17 protein-coding genes are annotated in these 21132 nt (G+C 69.2%); 11 read left to right on the forward strand and 6 right to left on the reverse strand.

The genetic code is table 11. The annotated features are described in order from the left end of the window. The 4 genes from ABZ803_RS33395 to ABZ803_RS33410 are packed head-to-tail and all read left to right on the forward strand — an operon-like array spanning position 1 to position 5250. Positions 1-1251 carry a hypothetical protein gene (locus tag ABZ803_RS33395; RefSeq protein WP_357045529.1) on the forward strand — a complete coding sequence of 417 codons (1251 nt, stop codon included), beginning with the start codon at positions 1-3 and terminating at the stop codon, positions 1249-1251. Between the two features lie 25 nt (positions 1252-1276). Then, entirely contained in the window at positions 1277-2875 is a 1599-nt protein-coding gene (locus tag ABZ803_RS33400; RefSeq protein ID WP_357045531.1) for an acyl-CoA synthetase, read from the forward strand. A gap of 1 nt (position 2876) precedes the next feature. After that, positions 2877-3992 carry a dihydrodipicolinate reductase gene (locus ABZ803_RS33405; RefSeq protein ID WP_357045533.1) on the forward strand — a complete coding sequence of 372 codons (1116 nt, stop codon included), beginning with the start codon at positions 2877-2879 and terminating at the stop codon, positions 3990-3992. Between the two features lie 31 nt (positions 3993-4023). Next, positions 4024-5250 carry a cytochrome P450 gene (locus tag ABZ803_RS33410; RefSeq protein ID WP_357045535.1) on the forward strand — a complete coding sequence of 409 codons (1227 nt, stop codon included), beginning with the start codon at positions 4024-4026 and terminating at the stop codon, positions 5248-5250. Positions 5251-5311: 61 nt separating this feature from the next. Here the strand turns inward: ABZ803_RS33410 and ABZ803_RS33415 are convergent, their stop codons facing one another. After that, positions 5312-6676 (reverse strand): cytochrome P450, encoded by a 1365-nt coding sequence (locus tag ABZ803_RS33415; protein ID WP_357045537.1) that lies wholly within the window; start codon positions 6674-6676, stop codon positions 5312-5314. Positions 6677-6879: 203 nt separating this feature from the next. Between ABZ803_RS33415 and ABZ803_RS33420 the strand changes: the two genes are divergently transcribed. Further along, a complete protein-coding gene (locus ABZ803_RS33420) occupies positions 6880-8058 on the forward strand; it encodes an MCE family protein (protein WP_357045583.1) in 1179 nt (392 codons plus the stop codon). Here ABZ803_RS33420 and aztA read toward each other — a convergent pair. Next, positions 8055-8741: a zinc ABC transporter ATP-binding protein AztA gene (gene aztA / locus ABZ803_RS33425; protein ID WP_357045539.1), complete on the reverse strand. Its 687-nt coding sequence runs from the start codon at positions 8739-8741 to the stop codon at positions 8055-8057. The genes ABZ803_RS33420 and aztA overlap by 4 nt on opposite strands. 59 nt (positions 8742-8800) lie before the next feature. On the opposite strand from aztA, the gene aztB reads away from it, so the two are divergent. From aztB to ABZ803_RS33450, 5 genes are all read left to right on the forward strand, one after another. Continuing rightward, entirely contained in the window at positions 8801-10804 is a 2004-nt protein-coding gene (gene aztB, locus ABZ803_RS33430; RefSeq protein WP_357045541.1) for a zinc ABC transporter permease AztB, read from the forward strand. After that, a complete protein-coding gene (aztC, locus tag ABZ803_RS33435; RefSeq protein ID WP_357045543.1) occupies positions 10801-11718 on the forward strand; it encodes a zinc ABC transporter substrate-binding protein AztC in 918 nt (305 codons plus the stop codon). Before aztB ends, aztC begins: the two co-directional genes overlap by 4 nt. 32 nt (positions 11719-11750) lie before the next feature. Next, positions 11751-12920 carry a zinc metallochaperone AztD gene (gene aztD, locus ABZ803_RS33440; protein ID WP_357045545.1) on the forward strand — a complete coding sequence of 390 codons (1170 nt, stop codon included), beginning with the start codon at positions 11751-11753 and terminating at the stop codon, positions 12918-12920. Positions 12921-13007: 87 nt separating this feature from the next. Continuing rightward, positions 13008-13913 (forward strand): class A beta-lactamase, encoded by a 906-nt coding sequence (bla, locus tag ABZ803_RS33445; protein WP_357045547.1) that lies wholly within the window; start codon positions 13008-13010, stop codon positions 13911-13913. A 121-nt stretch (positions 13914-14034) separates the two neighbouring features. Then, positions 14035-15873: a hypothetical protein gene (locus ABZ803_RS33450; protein WP_357045549.1), complete on the forward strand. Its 1839-nt coding sequence runs from the start codon at positions 14035-14037 to the stop codon at positions 15871-15873. 313 nt (positions 15874-16186) lie between these two features. Here the strand turns inward: ABZ803_RS33450 and ABZ803_RS33455 are convergent, their stop codons facing one another. After that, positions 16187-16555: a hypothetical protein gene (locus ABZ803_RS33455; RefSeq protein WP_357045551.1), complete on the reverse strand. Its 369-nt coding sequence runs from the start codon at positions 16553-16555 to the stop codon at positions 16187-16189. Positions 16556-16908: 353 nt separating this feature from the next. On the opposite strand from ABZ803_RS33455, the gene ABZ803_RS33460 reads away from it, so the two are divergent. Then, on the forward strand, positions 16909-18033 hold the full coding sequence (locus tag ABZ803_RS33460; protein WP_357045553.1) for an amidohydrolase family protein: 1125 nt from the start codon (positions 16909-16911) through the stop codon (positions 18031-18033). A gap of 147 nt (positions 18034-18180) precedes the next feature. Here the strand turns inward: ABZ803_RS33460 and ABZ803_RS33465 are convergent, their stop codons facing one another. From ABZ803_RS33465 to ABZ803_RS33475, 3 genes are read right to left on the reverse strand one after another with little or no spacing between them, the layout of a single operon-like run. Beyond that, positions 18181-19455 carry a sugar ABC transporter substrate-binding protein gene (locus ABZ803_RS33465; RefSeq protein ID WP_357045555.1) on the reverse strand — a complete coding sequence of 425 codons (1275 nt, stop codon included), beginning with the start codon at positions 19453-19455 and terminating at the stop codon, positions 18181-18183. Beyond that, complete coding sequence (locus ABZ803_RS33470; RefSeq protein ID WP_357045557.1) at positions 19452-20273, reverse strand: carbohydrate ABC transporter permease; 822 nt, start codon at positions 20271-20273, stop codon at positions 19452-19454. The genes ABZ803_RS33465 and ABZ803_RS33470 overlap by 4 nt, the downstream gene beginning before the upstream one ends. Continuing rightward, positions 20263-21129 carry a sugar ABC transporter permease gene (locus tag ABZ803_RS33475; protein WP_357045558.1) on the reverse strand — a complete coding sequence of 289 codons (867 nt, stop codon included), beginning with the start codon at positions 21127-21129 and terminating at the stop codon, positions 20263-20265. Before ABZ803_RS33475 ends, ABZ803_RS33470 begins: the two co-directional genes overlap by 11 nt. Between the last annotated feature and the right edge of the window lie 3 nt (positions 21130-21132).

Below are 21132 nucleotides of genomic sequence, written 5' to 3' on the forward strand. Positions count from 1 at the left end.
ATGGCCGAACCACACAGCCGATTCGCCGACCTGGACCGGGACACCCTGGCTGCGCTGATTCCCGAACTGCTCCTGTGCGGGCACCTCATCGACCGCTCCGGCATGGCGCATTCGATCGCCGCGTTCGGCCGGGAGGGCATGACCGAGATCGCCATCGAGGAGTGGCAGGTGGCCAGCCCGGTCTACACCCGGCGCATGCAGCGGGCGCTGGGCTTCGCAGGCGACGGCGTGGAGACCATCTTCAAGGGCCTGCAACTGGACATCGGCGCTCCACCGCAGTTCATGGACTTCCGTTTCCGGGTGCAAGACCACCACCACGGCGAGTTCTGGCTCGACCACTGCGGTGCGCTGGCCGACGTGGAACCGATGGGCGAGGACTTCGTCGTGTCGATGTGCCACGACATCGAAGACCCGACCTTCGACGCGACCGCGCTGGCCACCAACCCGCACGCGCAGGTCCGGCCCATCCACCGCCCGCCCCGCCATCCGGCCGACCGGAAGCCGGTGTGCGCGTGGACGGTCGTCATCGATCCCGGGCACGTGCCGCCGCCGGTGCCGCCCAACGCCGAGCTGGTCGCCGGGTCGGTGGCGGCGGGCCTGGAGCTGGCCGCGATCGATCGCGACGACGAGGGACGGCCGGACTACACGGGCCCCTTGCTCAGCGATGTGCGATTCGCGGACTTCTCCCGCTCCGCGCTGGTGCGTCTCGCCGACGAGGTCTGCCTGCAACATCATCTGCTCACCCTCGGTTTCATGATCGCGGTGCGGGCTCGCACCGACGCCGCCGCGGCGCTGGAGATCGGACGCAAACAGTTCGCGGGGATCGCCGGGCTCACCAGTGAGCGCCTGCGCAACTGCCTCGGCCTCGGTGACGACGCCGCCGCGCTCGCGACGGTACTGCGGCTACATCCCGCTCTGAATCCCCTGCCCTACACCGGTATCGAGATCGCGGAGACCGGCGACACGGTGACGGTGACGTTCCCGGCCGCGAGCGGCGCGCACACCGACGCAGTGTGGCCGTCGATGCTCGACCCCGAGCACCTTCAGCCGCTGAACGCCCTGGTCCGCGGCGTGAACCCGCGTTTCTCCGCCGAGGTCGTCGCGGTGGACGCGGACGGGTGGCGCGCCGCCGTCACGCTCGGCGACAAGGCGTTCCGGGAGGCGACGGAGGTCGCGCTGACCCGGTTCAGCACCGGCGCCGCCTTCACCTTCACCGACCGGGGGATCCCCCTTCCGCTCACCGTCGTGTGACAGCCCCACCCAGAGATGGAACGAGATGGCCAACAACTTCGCCGACCTCTTCGAGCACTCCGTGGACGCCATGCCCGAGCGGGTGGCGCTGATCCAGTCCGGCCGCCGCGTGACCTACCGTGCGCTCGACGCCCGCGCCAACCAGCTCGCACACCATCTGGCGAGCCTCGGCGTCGGCGCGGGAACGCACGTGGGTTTCCAGATGCACAACAGCATCGAGACGATGGAGACGCTGATCGCGTGCTTCAAGCTCGCCGCCGTGCCGATCAACATCAACTACCGGTACGGCGTGGCGGAACTGGCCTACGTCTACGCCAACGCGGATCTGGAGGTGCTCGTGCACCACTCCTGTTACGCCGCAGCCGTCCAGGAAGCCCGGACGACCGCGTTGCGGCACACGCTCTGCGTAGCCGACGAGTTCAGCGACACGGATTCCGCGTCGACGGGCTACGAGGCCGCCCTCGCCGGGGAGCCGACGGACCGCCCGGTGGTCCGCCGCGGTCCCGACGACCTGTTCATGATGTACACCGGCGGGACGACCGGCATGCCGAAGGGCGTCATGTGGCGGCAGGAGGACATGTGGCGGGTCCTCGGCGGCGGCATCGACTTCTACACCGGCGAACCGGTCGCCGACGAGTTCCAGCAGTCCCGCACCGGCGCCCAGGTCGATCCGAGCGCCTGGCTGGTGCTGCCACCGCTGATCCACGCCGCGGCCATGATGCCCACCTTCACCGCGCTGTGGTCGGGTAACACCGTGATCTTCGAATCCCGCTTCGACGCCGGTAGCGTCTGGCGGACCGTCGCCCAGCAGCGTCCCCAGGTCATGGTGATCACCGGTGACGCCATGGCCAGACCGCTGCTCGAGGCGTTCGAGCGTGAGCCGGTGGACGCCTCGTCCTTGCTGGCGATCGCCTCCGGCGCCGCGCTGCTGTCGCAGCCGGTGAAGAACGCGCTGCTGGAGCTGTTCCCGTGGGCGGTCGTCTCGGACTCCATCGGATCGTCGGAAACCGGTTTCGGCGGTATCGGTTTCGCCCAGAAGCACGACGATCCCGCCCGCGGGCCCCGCGTGCAGACCGGTCGCGGCGCGGTCGTCGTGGACGACGACGGCCACCCCGTCGCGCCGGGTTCGGAAGGCTGGCTGGCCAAGACCGGCAATGTGCCGATCGGCTACTACAAAGACCCCGGCAAGACCGACAAACTGTTCAAGACCGTCGACGGCACACGCATGGTCGTCACCGACGACCGCGCCCGCGCCGAGACCGACGGATCGATCACGCTGATCGGTCGCGGCAACATGGTGATCAACACCGGTGGCGAGAAGGTGTTCGTCGAAGAGGTCGAAAGCGTGGTGAAGAGTCACGACGCGATCTACGACGCGGTGGTGCTCGGCGTGCCGCACGAACGCTGGGGCCATCAGGTCGCCGCCGTGGTGTCGCTGTCCGGAGCAGGGCCGGTCGAGTTCACCGACCTGCACGCGCACGTGCGCGAATTCCTGGCCGGCTACAAGGTGCCCAAACAGATCTGGGTCGCCGATGCCATCGTGCGCGCGCCCAGCGGCAAGCCCGACTATCGGTGGGCCAAGCAGTACGTGGCCGGCCGAGGCCCCGACCACAAGGCGGACTGACATGATCCGGGTGATCCAATGGGCGACCGGCGGAGTCGGGCGGGCCGCCATCGAGGGCATTCTCGACCATCCCGATCTGGAACTGGCCGGGGCCTGGGTGCACAGCGCGGACAAGGACGGTGTGGATCTGGGTGAGCTGGTCGGCCGTGCGCCGATCGGAGTGCGCGCGAGCACCGATGCCGAGCGTCTGCTCGCCACACCGGCCGAGTGCGTGCTGTACAGCCCGTTCATGGCCGACACCGAGACGGTGCGCGCGATCCTGCGGTCCGGCAAGAACATCGTCACACCGCTGGGCTGGTTCTATCCGCGCCGCGCGGAGCGGCAGCGGTACGACGAGCTGTGCCGGGCCGCCGGAGTCACTCTGCACGGCGCCGGAATCCATCCCGGCGGCATCACCGAGAAGATTCCGCTGGTGGTGTCGGCGCTGTCAGGGGCGATCACCGAGGTGCGTGCCGAGGAATTCTCCGATATCCGCACCTATGGCGCGCCGGATGTGGTCCGGGACTGGATGCGGTTCGGCGCCACACCGGAGCAGGCCGCGACCGGCGTGATGGCGGACGTCCTCGCGGGCGGCTACAGCCAATCGGTGTGGATGATCGCGGAGGCGCTGGGCATCGCGCTCGACGAGCGACTGCGGGTGACGCACGAGACGGCGCTGGCGACCGCACCGATCGACTCGCCGATCGGGCCGATCGCGCCGGGACGCGTCGCCGCGCAACGCTTCCGCTGGCAGGGGACCGTCCGCGGCGCACCGGTGATCACGGCGGCGGTGAATTGGTTCATGGGCACCGAGAACCTCGATCCACCATGGACATTCGGACCGGCGGGTGAGCGGTACGAGGTCGAGATCGTCGGTGATCCCGGCGCGACGGTGACCTTCACCGGCATGCACGCGCACAGCGCCGCCGCCGGTCTGGCGCGCAACCCCGGCATCGTCGCCACGGCCATGCACTGCGTGAACTCGATTCCCTACGTCGTCGCCGCCGAACCGGGTGTGCGGACCTTTCTCGACCTGCCGCTCGTCGCGGGTCGCGCCGCCGCCCCGTTGCGCTGGGCCGACGGCGCTTCGTCCGCCGTGGCCGATCCCGACCTCGCGCGGCGGACCGCGCCGCGCTGACCGGCTCGCCCGTTTCATCTAGGAGGTAGCAATGGCCGCATCGGCATTACCTGTCGGATTCGATTTCACCGATCCGGCGCTGTGGGAGAACCGAAGTCCGGTGGAAGAGTTCGCGCAGCTGCGACGGACCGCCCCGGTGTGGTGGAACGCGCAATCCGACGAGACCTCCGGGGGTTTCCGCGACGGCGGCTACTGGGTGGTCAGCAAGCTCGCCGACATCAAGGAGATCTCGAAGCATCCGGAACTGTTCTCCTCGGAGCGGAAAGGGGCGATCATCCGGCTGCCCGGCGACATCACGCCGGAGCAGATGGCGCTCACCGGAGCGCTGCTGGTGAACATGGACCCGCCCAAGCACTCGAAGATCCGGCGGATCATCTCCAAAGGCTTCACGCCACGGGCGGTCGAGAACCTGCGCGCCGCACTCACCGAGCGCGCCGCGCGCATCGTGCACGGCGCCAAGGAATCCGGCGGCGGCGATTTCGTCGAACAGGTGGCCTGTGAACTGCCGTTGCAGGCGATCGCCGAGCTGATCGGCGTGCCGCAGGCGGATCGGCGCAAGCTGTTCGACTGGTCCAATCAGATGCTCAACTACGACGACCCCGAGTACGGCGATCCGGCGACGGCCTCGGCCGAGATCCTCGGCTACGCCTGGAACATGGCCGAGCAGCGCCGCGCCTGCCCGGTGGGCGATATCGTGAGCGAACTCGTGCACGCCGACCTCGACGGCGAGGCGCTCGGCTCCGACGAGTTCGGCTTCTTCGTCATCCTGCTCGCGGTGGCGGGCAACGAGACCACGCGCAACGCCATCACGCACGGGATGAAGGCGTTCGTGGACAACCCGCAACAGTGGGAGATCTACCGGCAGCAGCGTCCGCGCACCGCGCCCGACGAGATCGTGCGCTGGGCCACCCCGGTGACCGCCTTCCAGCGCACCGCGACCGAAGACCTGGAACTCGGCGGGCAGCGCATCCGGCAGGGTGAGCGGCTCGGTTTGTTCTACAGTTCGGCGAATTTCGACGAGGAGGGCTTCGAGAATCCCTTCACCTTCGACGTCTTGCGCAACCCGAACCCGCACGTGGGTTTCGGCGGCACCGGGGCGCACTACTGTGTGGGCGCGAACCTGGCCAGGCTGGAGATCGATCTGATGTTCAACGCCATCGCCGACGTGATGCCCGATCTGCGGCAGGTCGCCGAGCCGGTGCGGCTGCGGTCGGGCTGGATCAACGGCATCAAGAGCTGGCGAGTGCGCTACGAGTAGGTCCGGGTGCGAGTTCCCCGTCACCGGGTGGCGGGGAACTCGCGTGGGGCAGGCCGTGCTCTCAGCCGTTGCCTTCCTTGCGGCGCCTGCGGTAGCGAACGGTGCACGGTTGCGCCAGTTGCACGACCATCTTGGAGTGGTCGTTGCGGTAGGTCTCCGACGGCTGGGTCATCTCGAACTCCCAGTCCCGCAACAGCAGCGAGAAGATCGCCTTCAACTGCATCAACGCGAACGCAGCGCCGACGCAGCGGTGCCGGCCCGCGCCGAACGGAATCCAGGTCCAGCGGTTGACGAGATCGGCTTGGCCGGGATCGATGTAGCGGCCGGGATCGAACGCGTCCGGATCGGGGAAGTCCTCCGGGATCCGGTTCGAGATCGCGGGTGTGGCCGCGACGTGGTCGCCGGGTTCGATGCGGTGCCCGCAGACCTCGAACTCGCCACGGGCCACCCGCATCAGGATGATCAGCGGCGGGTGCAGGCGCAGCGTCTCCTTGAGCACGGACTCCAGGTGCGGGATCTGGCGCAGCGCGCCGAAGCTGATGTCGGAGCCGTCGGCGTAGAGCTCGTCGAGTTCGGCGACGACCCGGCCGAGCACCTCGGGGTGGCGCAGCAATTCGATGATCGTCCAGGCCGCCGTGCCGGAGGTGGTGTGATGGCCCGCGAACATCATCGAGATGAAGATGCCGGTGATCTCGCTGGCGCTGAAGCGCGGTTCGCCGTTGTCGCCGGGGATCGAGATGAGCACGTCGAGCATGTCCCGGTCGTCCTTGCCGGTCGGCGGGGCGGCGGCCCGGCGATCCATGATCGCCTGGACCAGCTCGACCAGCTCGGCCCGCGCCTGGTCGCGGCGGCGGAAGCTCTCGATCGGGGCGTACGGGTCGACGTAGGCCAGTGCGTCGGTGCCCCGTTCCAGATCGTGGTAGAGGTGCGCGAAGCGGTCGTCGAGGTCGTTGCGGAATTTCACGCCGATCAGGCAGGCCGAGGAGGTGTAGATGGTCAGTTCGGCGAAGAAGTCGAGCAGGTCGATCTCGCCCTCGTCGCCCCAGCGTGCCAGCATCCGCTCGACCTCGCGGGCGATGGTGGCGGCGTGCCCGCGCATGTGCTCGGCGCGCAGAGCCTGGTTGTGCAGCATTTCCTTGCGGCGTTCCGGGCTGGCGTCGAAGACGACGCCGTCGCCGAAGATGGGCTTCATGAAGGGGTAGGCGGCGGCCTGGTCGAGGTCCTCGTCGCCGGAGCGGAAGAAGAATTCGTTGGCCTCCGCGCCCGACAGCAGGATGACCTGGCGCCCCGCCAGATCGAACGAGCCGACGTCGCCGCACTCCGCGCGGACCCGGCGCATCAGGCCGATCGGGTCGACGCGGAACTCCTCCAGATGACCGTGCTCGTGGTCGCCTCCGGATACCCGCCGTGGTTTCACCAGAGTCATTGGAAATCCTTCCCCAGATAAGTGTCCAAGTTTTATGATGGACACGTGTCTGGACAGTACTACGGCTAGCGAGCGTCCGGCAAGGCAGGGCCACGTTCGCCGTCGTGCGGGCCGGGCGTCAGGACCGCGGGTGCCGCCGTCGCCGCACAGCCCGCGCCGAGAAGTGATCGGTGGATTCGAAGATGAATGTCGGCAGGCAGGCCATGTCGGTGACGTGGCGGATTGTGCGATTGAAGGTCGCCGGGGCGGTGCTGATCCTGCTCGTCGCCGCGCTGGTCGCGGTCGCCGTCGCGATGTACGCCGGACGCTTCCGCTCCACGGAGACCGTCACCGTCGAGACATCCCGAACCGGACTGGTTCTGGACCCCGACGCCAAGGTGCGGATGCGGGGGGTGGAACTGGGTCGGGTCAGCGCCGTGGAGTTCCATGGTGACCGGGCGCGCCTGCGTCTCGCGCTCGATCCAGCGCTGCTGCGGCTGGTGCCCGCCAACGCGACGGTGAACATCCGCTCGACCACCGTATTCGGCGCCAAATACGTGAATTTCGTCGTGCCGGGCGTGCCCTCGCCGACGCCGATGCGGCCCGGGGCGACGATCCGCGCGGAATCGGTCACCGTCGAATACAACACGCTGTTCCAGCGTCTCAGCGACATCCTGGCCGAGGTGGAGCCGGGCAAGCTCAACGCCACCCTGGCCGCATTGGGCACCGCACTGCAAGGGCGCGGCGACCGGCTGGGCGATGTCCTGGCTCGTGCGGACGACTACCTGCGGCAGATCAATCCGAGCCTGCCCGCACTGCGGCGGGACCTGTCGTCTGCCGGTCAGGTCACCGGGCTCTACGCCGACACCACCTCCGATTTGTTGCGCACGGCGGGCAACGCTACTGCGACCGGCGCGACGGTCGCCCAGGGTGCGCAGGACCTGGACGCGGTGTTGCTCGATCTCATCGGCTTGGCCGACACGACCCGGTCGGTGCTCACGGACAACGAGGGGGATCTCACCGCCGTGACCGCGCTCCTGCGGCCCACCAGTTCGCTGCTGGATACGTACTCACCCGTGCTCTACTGCGTAGTCGTCGGCATCGCGAAAGCTCTTCCCGCGGCCGAAGCCATCATCGGGGGGTACGAGCCGGGAGCCATCTTCAACGCGAGCTTCATGTACGGCGCGCGGCCCTATCGGTATCCCGACGACCTGCCGAAGGTGAACGCGACCGGTGGGCCCCGCTGCGACGGGATCCTCGACCGGGTTCCCGGCAGCCACGCCGATTACGTGGTCACCGATACCAACGCGGGCGCGCCGTTCACTCCGTCCAGCGCGGTCGTGCCCAACGCGCCCAAGGTCTTCCAGATCCTTTTCGCGGGCATGCCCGGGGTGCCGCGTTAGTCGACCGCCTCGGTGATCTGCTCGCGTAGGACGTCGTGCGGATCGCCCTGGCCGGTGAGCCGACCGTCGCGCAACAGCAGGCAGTGGTCGGCGCGCAGGGCGTCCTCGCGGCTGTGCGTGGCGTGCACGACCGTCACGCCACGCGCGCCGACGCGGCGGATGGCCTCGGAGATCTCCTGCTGCGCGGCGGAGTCCAGGCCGGTGGCCGGTTCGTCGAGCAGCAGCAGGTCCGACTCCTGCGCGAGAGCCTGCGCGAGCAGCGCCCGTTGGCGCTGGCCGCCGGAGAGGGTGTCGAGCCGGCGCTCGCTCAGGTCGGCGATGGCCATCCGGTCGAGGCACGCGCGCACCACCGTTCGATCCTGCCGGGTCAGACGCCGCCAGGCGCCGCGATGCGCCCACCGTCCCATGGCGACTGTGTCCCGCACGGTGATCGGCAGCGTCGCGGGGACACCGCTGTGCTGTACGACGAATGCCGGACGCCGGAGATGATGTCGGCGAACGGTTCCCGCAGTGGGCGTGACGACGCCGGCCAGCACGCCGAGCAGGGTGGACTTGCCGGACCCGTTGGGCCCGACGAGGGCGGTCACCTGTCCGGCCGGGATCGTGGCGGTGAACGCGCGCAGTACCGGGCTTCCCCGGTAACCGGCCGTCACCTCGGCGAGATGGACAGCGGACGGCGGCATGGGCGAACTCCGATCACCTCATTGAAATGAAAACCGTTATCATTGTAGAGTGCTGCCTCATGGAGTGGTTGGCCCCGTTCGAGGTTTCGTTCGTGCAGCGGGCGTTGTGGGGCGGATTGCTCGTGTCGTGCCTGTGCGCGCTGGCCGGCACGTGGGTCGTGCTGCGCGGCATGGCTTTTCTCAGCGACGCGATGGCGCACGGCATGCTGCCGGGCGTCGCGATCGCCGCGTTGCTCGGCGGAAACCTGGTGCTGGGCGCGGCATGCAGCGCCGCGGCGATGGCGGTCGGGGTCTCGGTGCTGGGCCGCGGCACCAGGTTCGCCGCCGACACCGGCATCGGATTGCTGTTCGTCGGGATGCTGTCGGCGGGCGTGATCATCGTGTCGCGTTCGCCCTCGTTCGCGGTGGACCTGACCGGCTTCCTCTTCGGTGACGTACTCGCCGTCGGGGCGCGTGACCTCTGGTATCTGGTCGCGGCCGCGGTGCTCGCGGCGGTGATCTCGGTGCTGGGCTACCGGGCGTTCGTCGCGCTCACCTTCGACCCGCGCAAGGCGCACACCCTCGGGTTGCGGCCCAGGATGGCGAACATCGCCCTGATCGGCCTGGTGACCCTGGCGATCGTCGCGTCCTTCCACATCGTCGGCACGTTGCTGGTCTTCGGTCTGCTCATCGCGCCGCCCGCGGCCGCCGTCTACTGGGTGCATCGCATCCCGCTGATCATGCTCACCGCCGCGGCGCTCGGCGCCCTGTCCACCTTCGCCGGGCTGCTGATCTCGTGGCACGCGAGCACCGCCGCGGGGGCGACCATCGCGGCGACGGCCGTCGCGCTGTTCTTCGTCTCGGCGCTGTCGTCCTGGCTGCGCGAGCGGATCCGCGCCTCCCGCACGACCACGAAACCACTGGCGCTCGGGCTGGTCCTCGCCGCGATCATGCCCTTGATCGGTTGCGCGACAAAACAATCCGAGCCTGCGGAGCCGACGCCGCACGGGTACGTGGCGGGCGCGGAGGAGGCCGACGAGGCGCAGCCGCGTCTGGTGGTGGCCGACAACGCGACCGGTGACGTGCGGGTGGTCGACCTCGTCACCGAGGACGTGATCGATCTCGGCCGGATGGAAGGCGTCGACCGGATGAGCACCGACGGGCGCTTCGCGTTCCTGTCCGCCCGCGACCGGATGCGGATCGTGGACGCGGGTGCGTGGACGGTCGACCACGGCGATCACGTGCACTATTACCGCGCACCCGCCCGCGATCTGGGCGTCGGCACCGGCGGCCCGGTGTCGGTCGCGCACGCCGACAGCGCGATCACGGCGATCGTTTCCGACGCGGGTAGCACCACGCTGCTGGACCGGTCGGCGCTCGGCACCGGGTCGGTGCGCGAGCGCGGCGTGATCGCGGACGCCGCCGCCGTGCCGTACGCCGAGCACCTGCTCGTGGCCGTGCCCTCCCGTGCGCGCGTCGAGGTCCGCACCCGAGACGGCGCGCACGCCTCGGACCTCGCGCAGCCGTGCCCGCATCCGCGCGGCTCGGCGGTGACCAGGCGGGGCGTCGTCTTCGGTTGCGCCGACGGTGCTTTGCTGGTGACGGCACGCGACGCGGCGTTCACCGCCGAGAAGATCCCCTATCCGCCCGGCACCGTGGACGCCGACCGCGCGGTCGAGTTCCGCCACCGCCGCGGCAGCGCGACGCTCGTGGCCGCGGCCGGTCGGCGCGGGGTGTGGGTGCTCGACATCAGGCGCAAGACCTGGACATCGGTCGACACCGGTCCGGTGGTCGCGGCGAACACGGCGGGGGAGGGCGCCGCACTGCTGGTGCTGACCGCGGACGGCCTGCTGCACAGCTACGACGCCGCGTCGGGCCGCGAGTCGGCGGTGGCGCGCCCGCTGACCGCCCCGGTAGCCGAGGGCACGCCCGCGCCGCTGATCCTCGTCGACGAACACCGCGCCTACCTCAACGATCCCGTGGCGCGGGCGATCCACGAGATCGACTACACCGACAACCTGCGCACCGCGCGCACGTTCCGCCTCGACATCATGCCCACCTCGATGGCGGAGACCGGCCGATGAGACTCGCTGCCCGCCTGTGCGCGCTGATCGTCGCCGCGCTGTTCGCACTGACCGCATGCTCGAACTCCGCCGCCCACCGAGGCGGAGTCCTCGTCACCACCAATATCCTCGGCGATCTCACCCGCGCCGTCGCAGGGGATGCGGTCGAGGTCACCGTGCTCATGCAGGCGAACGCGGACCCGCACTTCTTCGCCATCTCCGCCCAGCAGGCCGCCCGGTTCGAACGCGCGAGCCTCATCGTCTACAACGGTCTCGGTCTCGAGGAGAGCGTGCTGCGCAACGTCGAGGCGGCCGAGAAGTCCGGGGTCGCGGGCCTATCCGTCGGCGCGGCCATCGACCCGATCGGTTACGCGGCGCAGGAAGCGAACGGCAGACCGGATCCGCACTTCTGGACCGATCCGCGCCGGGTGCGCAGGGCGGTGGAGGTCATCCGGGACCGGATCGTCGACCACGTCCCCGGCGTGGACGTCGCGGCGGTCCGCGCCGGAGCCGACCGCTACCTGACCGAGCTCGACCGGCTGGATCGCTGGATGACCGAGCGGTTCGCGACGATCCCCGTCGAACGGCGGAAGCTGGTCACCAACCATCACGTCTTCGGTTACCTGGCACAGCGATTCGGCTTCGAGGTGGTCGGCGCGGTGATTCCGGGTGGCACCACCCTCGCGTCACCGAGCCCGTCGGATCTGTCCGCCCTCGCCGGGACCATCCGGGCCGCCGGGGTGGGCGCGATCTTCGCCGACGCCTCGCAACCCGATCGCCTGGCCCGGGTGCTCGCCGACCAGGCCGGGGTGCGTGTCCAGGTGATCTCCCTGTACTCCGAGTCGCTCACCGAGCCGGGCGGCGGCGCGGGCACCTACCTGGAAATGATGCGGGCCAACACCGAGTCGATCGTGCGCGGCCTCGCCACCCCCTAGCCCGACCCATGCAACGAAAGACGGAGTCGCCCATGCTTGTTCGATCGACAACCACGAAATCGGCCGCCCTGACCGGCTTGCTGACCGCGGTACTCACCGTCGCCGGATGCGGCGCCGATGCCTCCCCGGAACAAGACACCCGGCGCACACCGATCACCGATCCGGTCGCGATCACCTACGACGGCGGAATCCACGTACTGGACGGAACCACCCTCGAACTCGCGCGCACGGTCGAGCTCGACGGCTTCAACCGGCTCAACCCCGCTGGTGACGACCGGCACCTGATCGTCTCGACCAAAGCGGGCTTCCGGGTCTTCGACGCCGTCACAGCCGAATTCACCGGCACGGACTTTCCCGGCCCCCATTCCGGGCACGTGGTCCGGCATGCCGGGCGGACCGTGCTCTTCAGCGACGGCACCGGCGAAGTCGTCGCGTTCGACTCCGCCGATCTCGCGAAGGGCGCGCCGAAGACCGACACCTACCGCGCGGCCGCCCCGCACCACGGCGTAGCGATCGAACTGGCCAACGGCGAACTCGTCCTCACCCTCGGCACCGAGGAGAAGCGGACCGGCATCGTGGTGCTCGACGAGAACCGCAGGGAGAGGGCGCGCAACGAGAACTGCCCCGGCGTGCACGGTGAGGCGACCGCCGCGGGCGAGGCCGTGGTGATCGGCTGTGAGAACGGCGTGCTCGTCTATCGCGACGGCGCGATCACCAAGGTGACCAGCCCCACCGAGTACGGCCGGATCGGCAACCAGGCGGGCAGCGAAACCTCGCCGGTCGTCCTCGGCGACTACAAGCAGGACAAGGACGCCGAACTCGAACGCCCGCGGAAGGTCGCACTGATCGACACGGTCACCGGCACGTTGCGCCTGGTCGATCTGGGCACCAGCTACACCTTCCGGTCGCTGGCGCGGGGCCCGCACGGCGAAGCCGTGGTCCTCGGCACCGATGGCCGCATTCACGTGATCGATCCCGTCGCGGGCGCGGTCGTGCGCACGATCCCGGTCACGGATCCCTGGCAGGAGCCGCTGGAATGGCAGAAGCCTCGACCCGCGCTGTTCGTCCGGGGCGCCACCGCCTATGTCTCCGACCCCGGGACGAAGCAGGTGCACCGCATCGACCTGGGCACCGGAGCGAAGACGGCGAGCGTCACGCTGCCGAGCACGCCGAACGAAGTGAGCGGTGTGCTGGGACACTGACCCTCGGCTCTCGTCGGTGGGGACAGCGGACGATGGTCGCGGTGGTGAGCCCGTTCACCGCGACATCGACCCCGGGAGAGGACGAGTATGACGCAGTCGCCCATCGGCCGCCGGACGCTTCTGGCCGCGGCGGCACTCCTACCGCTGGCGGGGTGCGCTGCGGAGAAGGGGCCTTCTTCCTCCGCCGCGCCCACCGCCCAGGCGGACGAGCGCCACGATCAGCTGATCGAGCTGGAACGAAGGTTCGACGCACGCCTGGGCGTCTACGCCCGCGCCACCGGCACGGGCGTCACCATCGCGCACCGAGCCGATGAACGCTTCGCGTTCTGTTCGACGTTCAAGGGCTTGGCCGCGGCGGCGGTGCTACAGCGTAATCCGCTGTCGCACTTGGACACCGTCGTCACCTACACCCGCGAAGATCTGCTGAAGAACGCCTCCGTCACCCCTGGGTACGTGGACACGGGAATGACGATCCGTCAGCTGTGTGACGCCGCGATACGGCACAGCGACGGCACCGCGGGCAATCTCCTGCTCCGCGATCTGGGTGGCCCGGCCGAGCTGACGGCCTACGCCCGGAGTCTGGGCGACCCGGTCACCCGGATGGACCGGATCGAGCCCGCGATCACCGAAGCCACCCCCGGGGACCCGCGTGACACGACTTCGCCGAGGGCGTTCGGCGAGCTCTATCACCGGATCGTGCTGGGCGACGCCCTTCCGGCCGACAAGCGCGACTTCCTCCGCGATCTGCTGGAACGCAACGCCACGATCGCGGGCGCCAAGCGGATCCGGGCCGGCACCCCACCGGGATGGAGGGTGGCCGACAAGACCGGGACCGGCGATTACGGCACACTCAACGACATAGCGGTCGTGTGGCCCCCGGATGCCGCGCCACTCGTCGTCGCGATCATGTCCAGTAAAGCCACCCGAGATGCCGCCTACGATCAGGCTCTCCTCGCCGAAGCTGCCGCGTACGTGATGGACACACTCACCTAGCGGCCGTCGCTGTTCTCGCGCGCGAATACTCCGCGCATTGCCCTCGCGCGGCCTGTCGTATCGGCGCGACCGGCAATTCCCATCGCCGCGAAGCGACGGGCCCCCGCTACGGTGGGATGACATGGATACTGCTGTGCTCGCCGTGCCGGAGCCCGCGCGCGCCCCTCGGCCCGCGGCGGCCGGCGGTCGGCTGCGGCGGATCCGGAACGCGCGGCCACTGGTCATCGTGGCCGGTTGCCTGGTGGTGTTGCAGCTGGCGGTCCGCTGGTGGGTAGCGGGCAGCGGCTACTTCTATTGGGACGATTTCATCCTGGTCGGCCGGGCGGCCCGATTCGGGCTGTGGTCTACGGACCTGCTGCTGCACGACCACGACGGGCACTTCATGCCGCTGGCATTCGCCACGGCTTGGGCGGTGAACGCGGTGGCGCCGCTGGCCTGGGCCGGACCGGTGACGGTGCTGCTGATCATGCAGCTCGGCGCGTCGGTAGCCGTGGTACGAATGCTGCTGCTGGTGGTGGGCCCACGATGGCCGATTCTGCTTCCGCTGGTCTTCTATCTGTTCTGCCCTCTGACGATCCCGGCGTTCGCTTGGTGGGCCGCCGCTCTGAACGCACTGCCGCTACAGTTCGCCCTCGCCTGGGTGATCGGGGACGCGGTGCTGCTCGTCCGGACCGGTCGCCGCCGATACGCGCTGTCCGGGGTCGCGGTGCTGGCGGTGGCGCTGCTGTTCTTCGAGAAGTCGGCGGTCGTGCCCTTCGTCGCCTTCGCCATCACGGCGCTGGGCCGCTACGTCGACGGGGGCGCGGCCCCGATGCGCACCGTAGCCCGGCGGGGTGCGGCGCTGTGGGTCGGATCGGGCGCGGTGCTGGCCTGCTGGTCGATCATCTACCTCGTGGTGGTTGACGGTCCCGGCCTGCCCGACAGGTGGGACGAGTTGCGCGACCTGCTGCCCGGAGCCGCCTCCCTGGGGGTCGTGCCCGCCCTGTTCGGCGGCCCCTGGGTGTGGGAGCGGTGGCTACCCTCGACGCCGTGGGCGGATCCGCCGGGGTGGGCGGTGGTGTCGGCCTGGCTCGCGCTGGGCGCGGTCGTAGCGCTGACGATGCGCGCCCGGCGGCGGATCGGAGCGGTCTGGCTGACGTCCGCGGCGTACATCCTGATCGCTCAGCTGGCGGTGGCGCTGGCTCGCGGCGGACCGAACACCGCGGGGGAGCTGATGCAGTCGCTGCGCTACTTCGCCGACACGGCGGTGGTGTCGGCGGCCGCGGGTGCGCTGATGCTGCGGGCCCGCCCCCGGCCGTGCCGGGGCCCGGCGCTTCCCGGGCGGTCCGTGACGATCGCCGTGACGGTGGTGTTCGTCGTCAGCAGTCTCTGGTCCACCTGGACGTTCGTGCGATCCTGGCGTGCCGGCCCGACCGAAACCTACATCACCAACGTGAAATCGGGGCTGAGCGCATCCGACGGCGCGCCCCTGCTCGAGCAGGAGGTGCCGTGGAATGTGCTGAATCCCCTGGCCTACCCGCAGAATCTCACCAGGAACGTCCTGGCTCCCATAGCCGCTCCCGGCACCTTCGCGGACTCGACACCCCATCTGCGGATGATCACCGACAACGGTGAGATCGTCGAGGCGGCGGTCTGGTGGAACCGGATCATCCTCCCCGGCCCGGAGCCCGGCTGCGGCTACCGGATCGAGGGCACCACCCCGGTTCGCCTGCCCCTCGACGGCCCGATGCTCGGGAACAAATGGACAGCGCAACTCAACTACCTCGCCAGCCGCGACGGCCGCATCACCGTCGCCCTGGAACAAGGCGAAACGGTGACCGCGCCGGTCAGAAAGGGCCCCAACACCGTCTTCGTTCGCCTCATCGGCAGCGGCTCGGCACTGCGAATCACCACCGCCACACCGGGCCTGAACCTGTGCGTGGGAGTCGGCCCGATCGGCGTCGCGTCCTACGACAATTGAACCGACCAGCGCTGAAAACGGCTACGGCGGTTTCCCCCCCGTGACCGCGTCGCGCACCCACGCCGTCGCATCAGCGATCCACCCGGTCCGTGTGCTCCTCTGCACACCATTCGATGGGTTGCCGGTCAGGCTTTGGGTATCTCGAGGCGGTTCTTTGGTGCGGCACGGCGCGACTCGCCAGCTGTTCGGCTGGTCGGCGGGAAGCGCACCCCGACTTTCGCTTCCCGCCTTCGAGCGTGGGCAGTCGCTGAGATGAAAAGCACTGTGGGACTGGCCATTTCCCTGGCCGAACAGCAGTCCGGCCGCGATCCGATCAGTCGCGGTAGATCGCGACGTAGGCGTTGGTGGTGGTGCCGATGCTGGTGGGGCCCAAGCAGGAGGCGGTGCCCTGGCCGGAGGGGCTGAAGGAGCCGCTCCATGAACCTCGGTAAGGGCCGATGGCCATGAGCGGGAACGCGTTCGGTACCCCGTGCAGGCCGACGCACTCGACCACCAGGGTGTACTCCCTGCCGGGGGGCGCATCCTCGTCGTGGCAGGTCGCCGTCGCATTGAACAGGTCTCGCGTGACGACACAGTCCTGTGGCGCGGCTTGGGCTGCGCCCGAACCGATTACCGTGGCGAAGCCCAGAACCGACACGGCGGCGGCCGCGACTCGTGCGGCGGCGATTGTCGTAGAGCTCATTCGAATTCCTTTCGAAGGTCATGTGGCAATCGAGGGCGGACACCGAGTCGTTACGGCTGGTCCACGGCCGTGCCGATACGAAGCGGACGCCGCGCCGCATGCCGTGCAGGGCTGAGCCGTCCCGCTGGGAGGCGGTTCACGCGGGACAGTTCCCGGAAGGGTTCGCCGCTTCGTCTCGAAGCCTCGCCGCAAGGGAGAGTTGTTGAGACTCTCCACGGTCCTGAGTATTTCTTCATCGACTCTTGACGACGATTTCGTCTTAGTTGATGATTTCCTCGGATAACGTCGTGGCGGGTGGTGAGGGCGAGCATCGACGGCTCGGCCGCTCCCCGTCCGGACAAGTGAGGACTTCGATGACCGATTCCCGATTCCGCAGGAAGATGAGCAGGCGTGGGGCGCTGGGCGGCGCTCTCGCGGGAACGCTCGGCGCCGCCGCGATGGCGACGGTCGCGCGGGCGACTCCGCTTCGCACTCGGCAACCTGCGCCTTCGGGCACCTACCGGATCGACCTGCACGCGCATTTCCTCCCGCCGGACTACCGGGCGGCGTTGCTCGAGCACGGTCACGTCACCATCGGCGGGTACCCGACGCCGGATTGGTCGCCGGAGCAGGCGCTGGCGTTCATGGACTACTACGGCATCCAGGCGCAGGCGCTGTCGGTATCCGACCCCGGCGTGTCGTTCCTGCGCGGCAAGGAAGCCACCGACATGGCCCGCTACTGCAACACCTACGCCGCCGGGCTGTTGCGGGACCACCCCGAGCGATTCGGCGCCTTCGCGGTGCTGCCGATGCCCGATATCCCCGCTTCCATCGCCGAAGCCGCGTACGCGCTGGACGAACTGCGTCTCGACGGTGTGGTTCTGCTGTCCGCCTACGACGGTGTCTATCTCGGCGATCCCCGTTTCGAGCCGTTGCTGATCGCGCTGAACCAGCGCAACGCCTACGTCTTCGTGCACCCGGCCGCCATCGCCGCCGACGCCAAACCGAAACTGCCGCTGCCGGACTTCCTCGAAGAATTCACCTTCGACACCACCCGAGCGGCGACGTTGATGATGGCCACCGGGATGACGCAGCGCTACCCGAACATCCGTTTCCAGCTGGCGCACGCGGGCGGGACGCTTCCCTTCCTGTCCCACCGCATCAGCGTCGCCTCACAGACGGTGATCGGCGAGCTCTGGCCCGAGGACCTGCCAAGGCCGTCACTACTCGACACGCAACGCCAGATCGGGAACTTCTACTACGACACCGCATTGAGCGGGTCGGCCGCGGCGATGGCGAGTGTGCTGGCGGTCGGCAAGCGCGACCACGTGGTCTTCGGATCCGACTGGCCCTTCAGCGCGCTCACCCTCCCGCAGTCCGGCACGCACGATCCGGCTCCCGGCCTCAGCGACATCTTCGACGCCGACCAGCGGATGGAGGTCGAACGGATCAACCCGTTGCGGCAGTTGCCCCGGCTGGCCGCAGCGGTCGGCGGGTGAGCGACAGTCGCGCGCCGTCGAGTGGGTCCGCGGTTCCCGACGGATGGCGCTGCTCGGCCTGTGCTCCGGTGCGGCGGTGACGGCCTGCTACGACCGTAAGGGCCTGTCGCGCAGAGCGGATCGGGCTGGGGACTCCGCGGCGTAGGCTCAGTTCTCCGCCGCGGCGTCCTCGGCCGCGTTCCGGGCACGGGACAGGGCCTCCGGCACCGGAATCCGGCCCAGATACATCTCGGCCAGAATCGGCTCGACGGCGCGGAGCGCGGCCGGAAAGCCCGGCCCGCCACCGGAGGAGATGCGCGGGCCGCGCAGCACGTCGAAGAAGGGCGAGACATCTACTCCTTTCGCCGCCCAGTAGTCGCGGTAACGCTGCTGTTCGGAGACGACCGCCGGGATGACGGCGCCGCCGTCGGCCAGGTAGCGATTGCCCGCGCCGCTGCCGAGCCAGGCCAGCACGCGGCGCACCGCGTCCGGGTGCCGGGTGGCCGCGTTACCGGCGACGCCGATCGCGTTGTTCGTGCTCACCCGCCCGGCGGGGCCCTCGGGCAGCAGCGCCACACCCCAGCCGAAGCGGGCCCGTCCCGCGACCTGCGCGAGATTGAACGTCCCGGATTGCAGCAGCGCCAGTTTGCCTTGCAGGAAGGCGTTCTTCGCGAAGTCGGGATTGGTGTTGGTGTCCGCGGGAGAGGGCGTGAGCCGGTCGGCGATCAACCGCACCAGATAGTCGAACGCCGCCACGCCCTGCGGGCTGTCGAAGACGAAGTGGTCGTTGTCGTCCTGCAATCTTGCCCCGGCCGAGCCGAGGTAGGGCAGCTCGATGGACTGGAAGTCGCGGCCTGCGTTGTACGCCCATGGGGCGGCCGTCGCGAGCCTGCGCAGCACCGGTCGTAAGGTGTCGTCGCCGCCCGGGCTCCACCGCAGCGCGTTCAGCTCCGCGGGATCCACGTGTGCGGCCGCGAGCAGTTCCCGGTTGTAGTACACCGCCGTACCGGCATCGACGAATTGCGGTACCGCCCAGAGCTTTCCGTCGCGTGAGTACTGTGCTACCGCCGAAGGATCCCAGACTGCCGCGGCCTCGGGACCGAGCGCCGCCCCGATATCGATCAACCGCCCGGTATCGGCGTAGTCCTCGTAGGAGTTGGTCCAGAACAGATCGTCGGCGGTGCCCCCGGCCACGTCCAAGCGCAACTTCTGCTGATAGGACGACCACGGCACCACCGTGAGCCGCACCTCGACGTCCGGATTCGCCCGCTCGAACTCCGCGAGCGAGGCACGGTAGGCGGGAACGAGACTCTCGTCCCAGACGCGCAGCCCCAGCACGGTACGCCCGGACCCGTCACCGCCGCGGCCGAGCCACAGGACGGCCGTGACCAGCAGCGCCGCGGCCAGTGCGACGGCGAATACGACGCGGGTCGACGTCCTCATTTCACCCCCGTCCACGCGATCGAGCGCAGCACCTGCCGCTGGAAGATCACGAACAGCACCACCAGCGGCGCGATGGCCAGTGTCGTGGCCGCCAACACCAGGGTCCACTGCGCGTTGTAGCGGGTCTGCAGGTTCGCCGTCGCCACGGTCAGCACCTGCCACGAACGGCCGCTGCTCGCGACCAGCGGCCACATGAAGTTGTTCCATTGCGAGACGATCGTGATGAGCGTCAAGGTCGCCAGCACCGGCCGGCTCATCGGCACCATCACGTGCACGATGATGTCGAGGGTGTTCGCGCCGTCGAGCCGCGCCGCACCGATCAACTCCTGCGGAATCGCGCGAAAGTACTGCCGCAGCAGGAAGATCGCGTACGGCGATCCGAACACGAACGGCAGCACGAGCGCCCAGAACGTGTTCAGCAGGCCCAGTTCGGCGAACATCAGATACAGGGGGATGAGCGTCACCATCGGCGGCACCATCATGGTGCCCAGATACACCCAGAACAACGCGTCGCGGCCCGGGAATTCGGTGCGGGCGAACGCGTATGCCGCCAGCACCGAGGTGACCAGCTGGCCGCCGGTGACGAACACCGTCATCAGCGCGGTCACCAGCACCGCGCGCCCGAAACCGTAATCCAGCACCGTCCGGAAGTTGTCCGCGGTGGCCGGATGCGGCAGGGCCAGTGGTGACCCGGTGGCGAACTGGTCGGGTGTCTTGACCGCGGTGAGGGCGCTGAGCAGCAGGGGCGTGACGGTCAGCAGCGCGCCGGCCGAGAGCACCGCGTAGGCCGCGGCCGAACGCAGGCGATCAGAACTCATAGGTGGTCCGATTCCGGAAGTAGCGGTGCTGCGCCACGGTGATCGCGAACATCACCGCGAACACCACCAGCGCCATGACGGCGGCGCGGCCCGGACGCGCCGCGTCGAAGGCCTCGGAGAAGATTCGCATCGCGAGCACATCGGTGCGATCGCCCGGACCACCCTTGGTCAACGCATACACGGTGTCGAAGGTCTGGAACGCGGTCAGCACGCCGGTGACCAGCACGAAGAACATGGTGGGGCGCAGCAGCGGCAGGATCAGCCAGCGGATCCGGCGCCAGCCGGTCGCGCCGTCCAGCGCTCCCGCGTCGAGGATCTCGCTCGGTATCGCGCGGATCCCGGCCACGAAGAACAGCGCCACGTACCCGAAGTTCGCCCACACGCTCACCGCGGCCACCGACGGCAGCGCCAGCGCCGGATCCGACAGCCATTCGACGCGCCTGCCGAGTACGGCGTTGACCGCACCGCCGGTGGGGGCGAACATCCACTGCCACACCACACCGACCGCCACCGGCGCGCACATCCACGGCAGCGCGTACATGATCCGCAGGCTCGTCCCGCCGCGCCGCCGAGCCAGCAACGCCGCCACCGTGAAACCCAGCACGGTCTGCGCGGGCACCACGATGGCGGTCAACGCCAGCGTCACCAGCAGGGCATGGCCGAAGGCGGCGTCGCCCAGCACCGAGCGCCAGTTGCGCAGTCCTACGAATTCCCTGGGCCCCAACAGGTTCCAGCTGTGCAGACTGAGCCAGGCCACCACCAGGATCGGCAGCAGCAGGAACGCGCCGACGCCGATCAGGCTCGGCAGCAGGAGAACATAGCTCGTCACGCTACGACGAGCCGCACGCCGGTTCATGTG

Source organism: Nocardia sp. NPDC047648 (genome assembly GCF_040642815.1).
Classification (GTDB): domain Bacteria; phylum Actinomycetota; class Actinomycetes; order Mycobacteriales; family Mycobacteriaceae; genus Nocardia; species Nocardia gamkensis.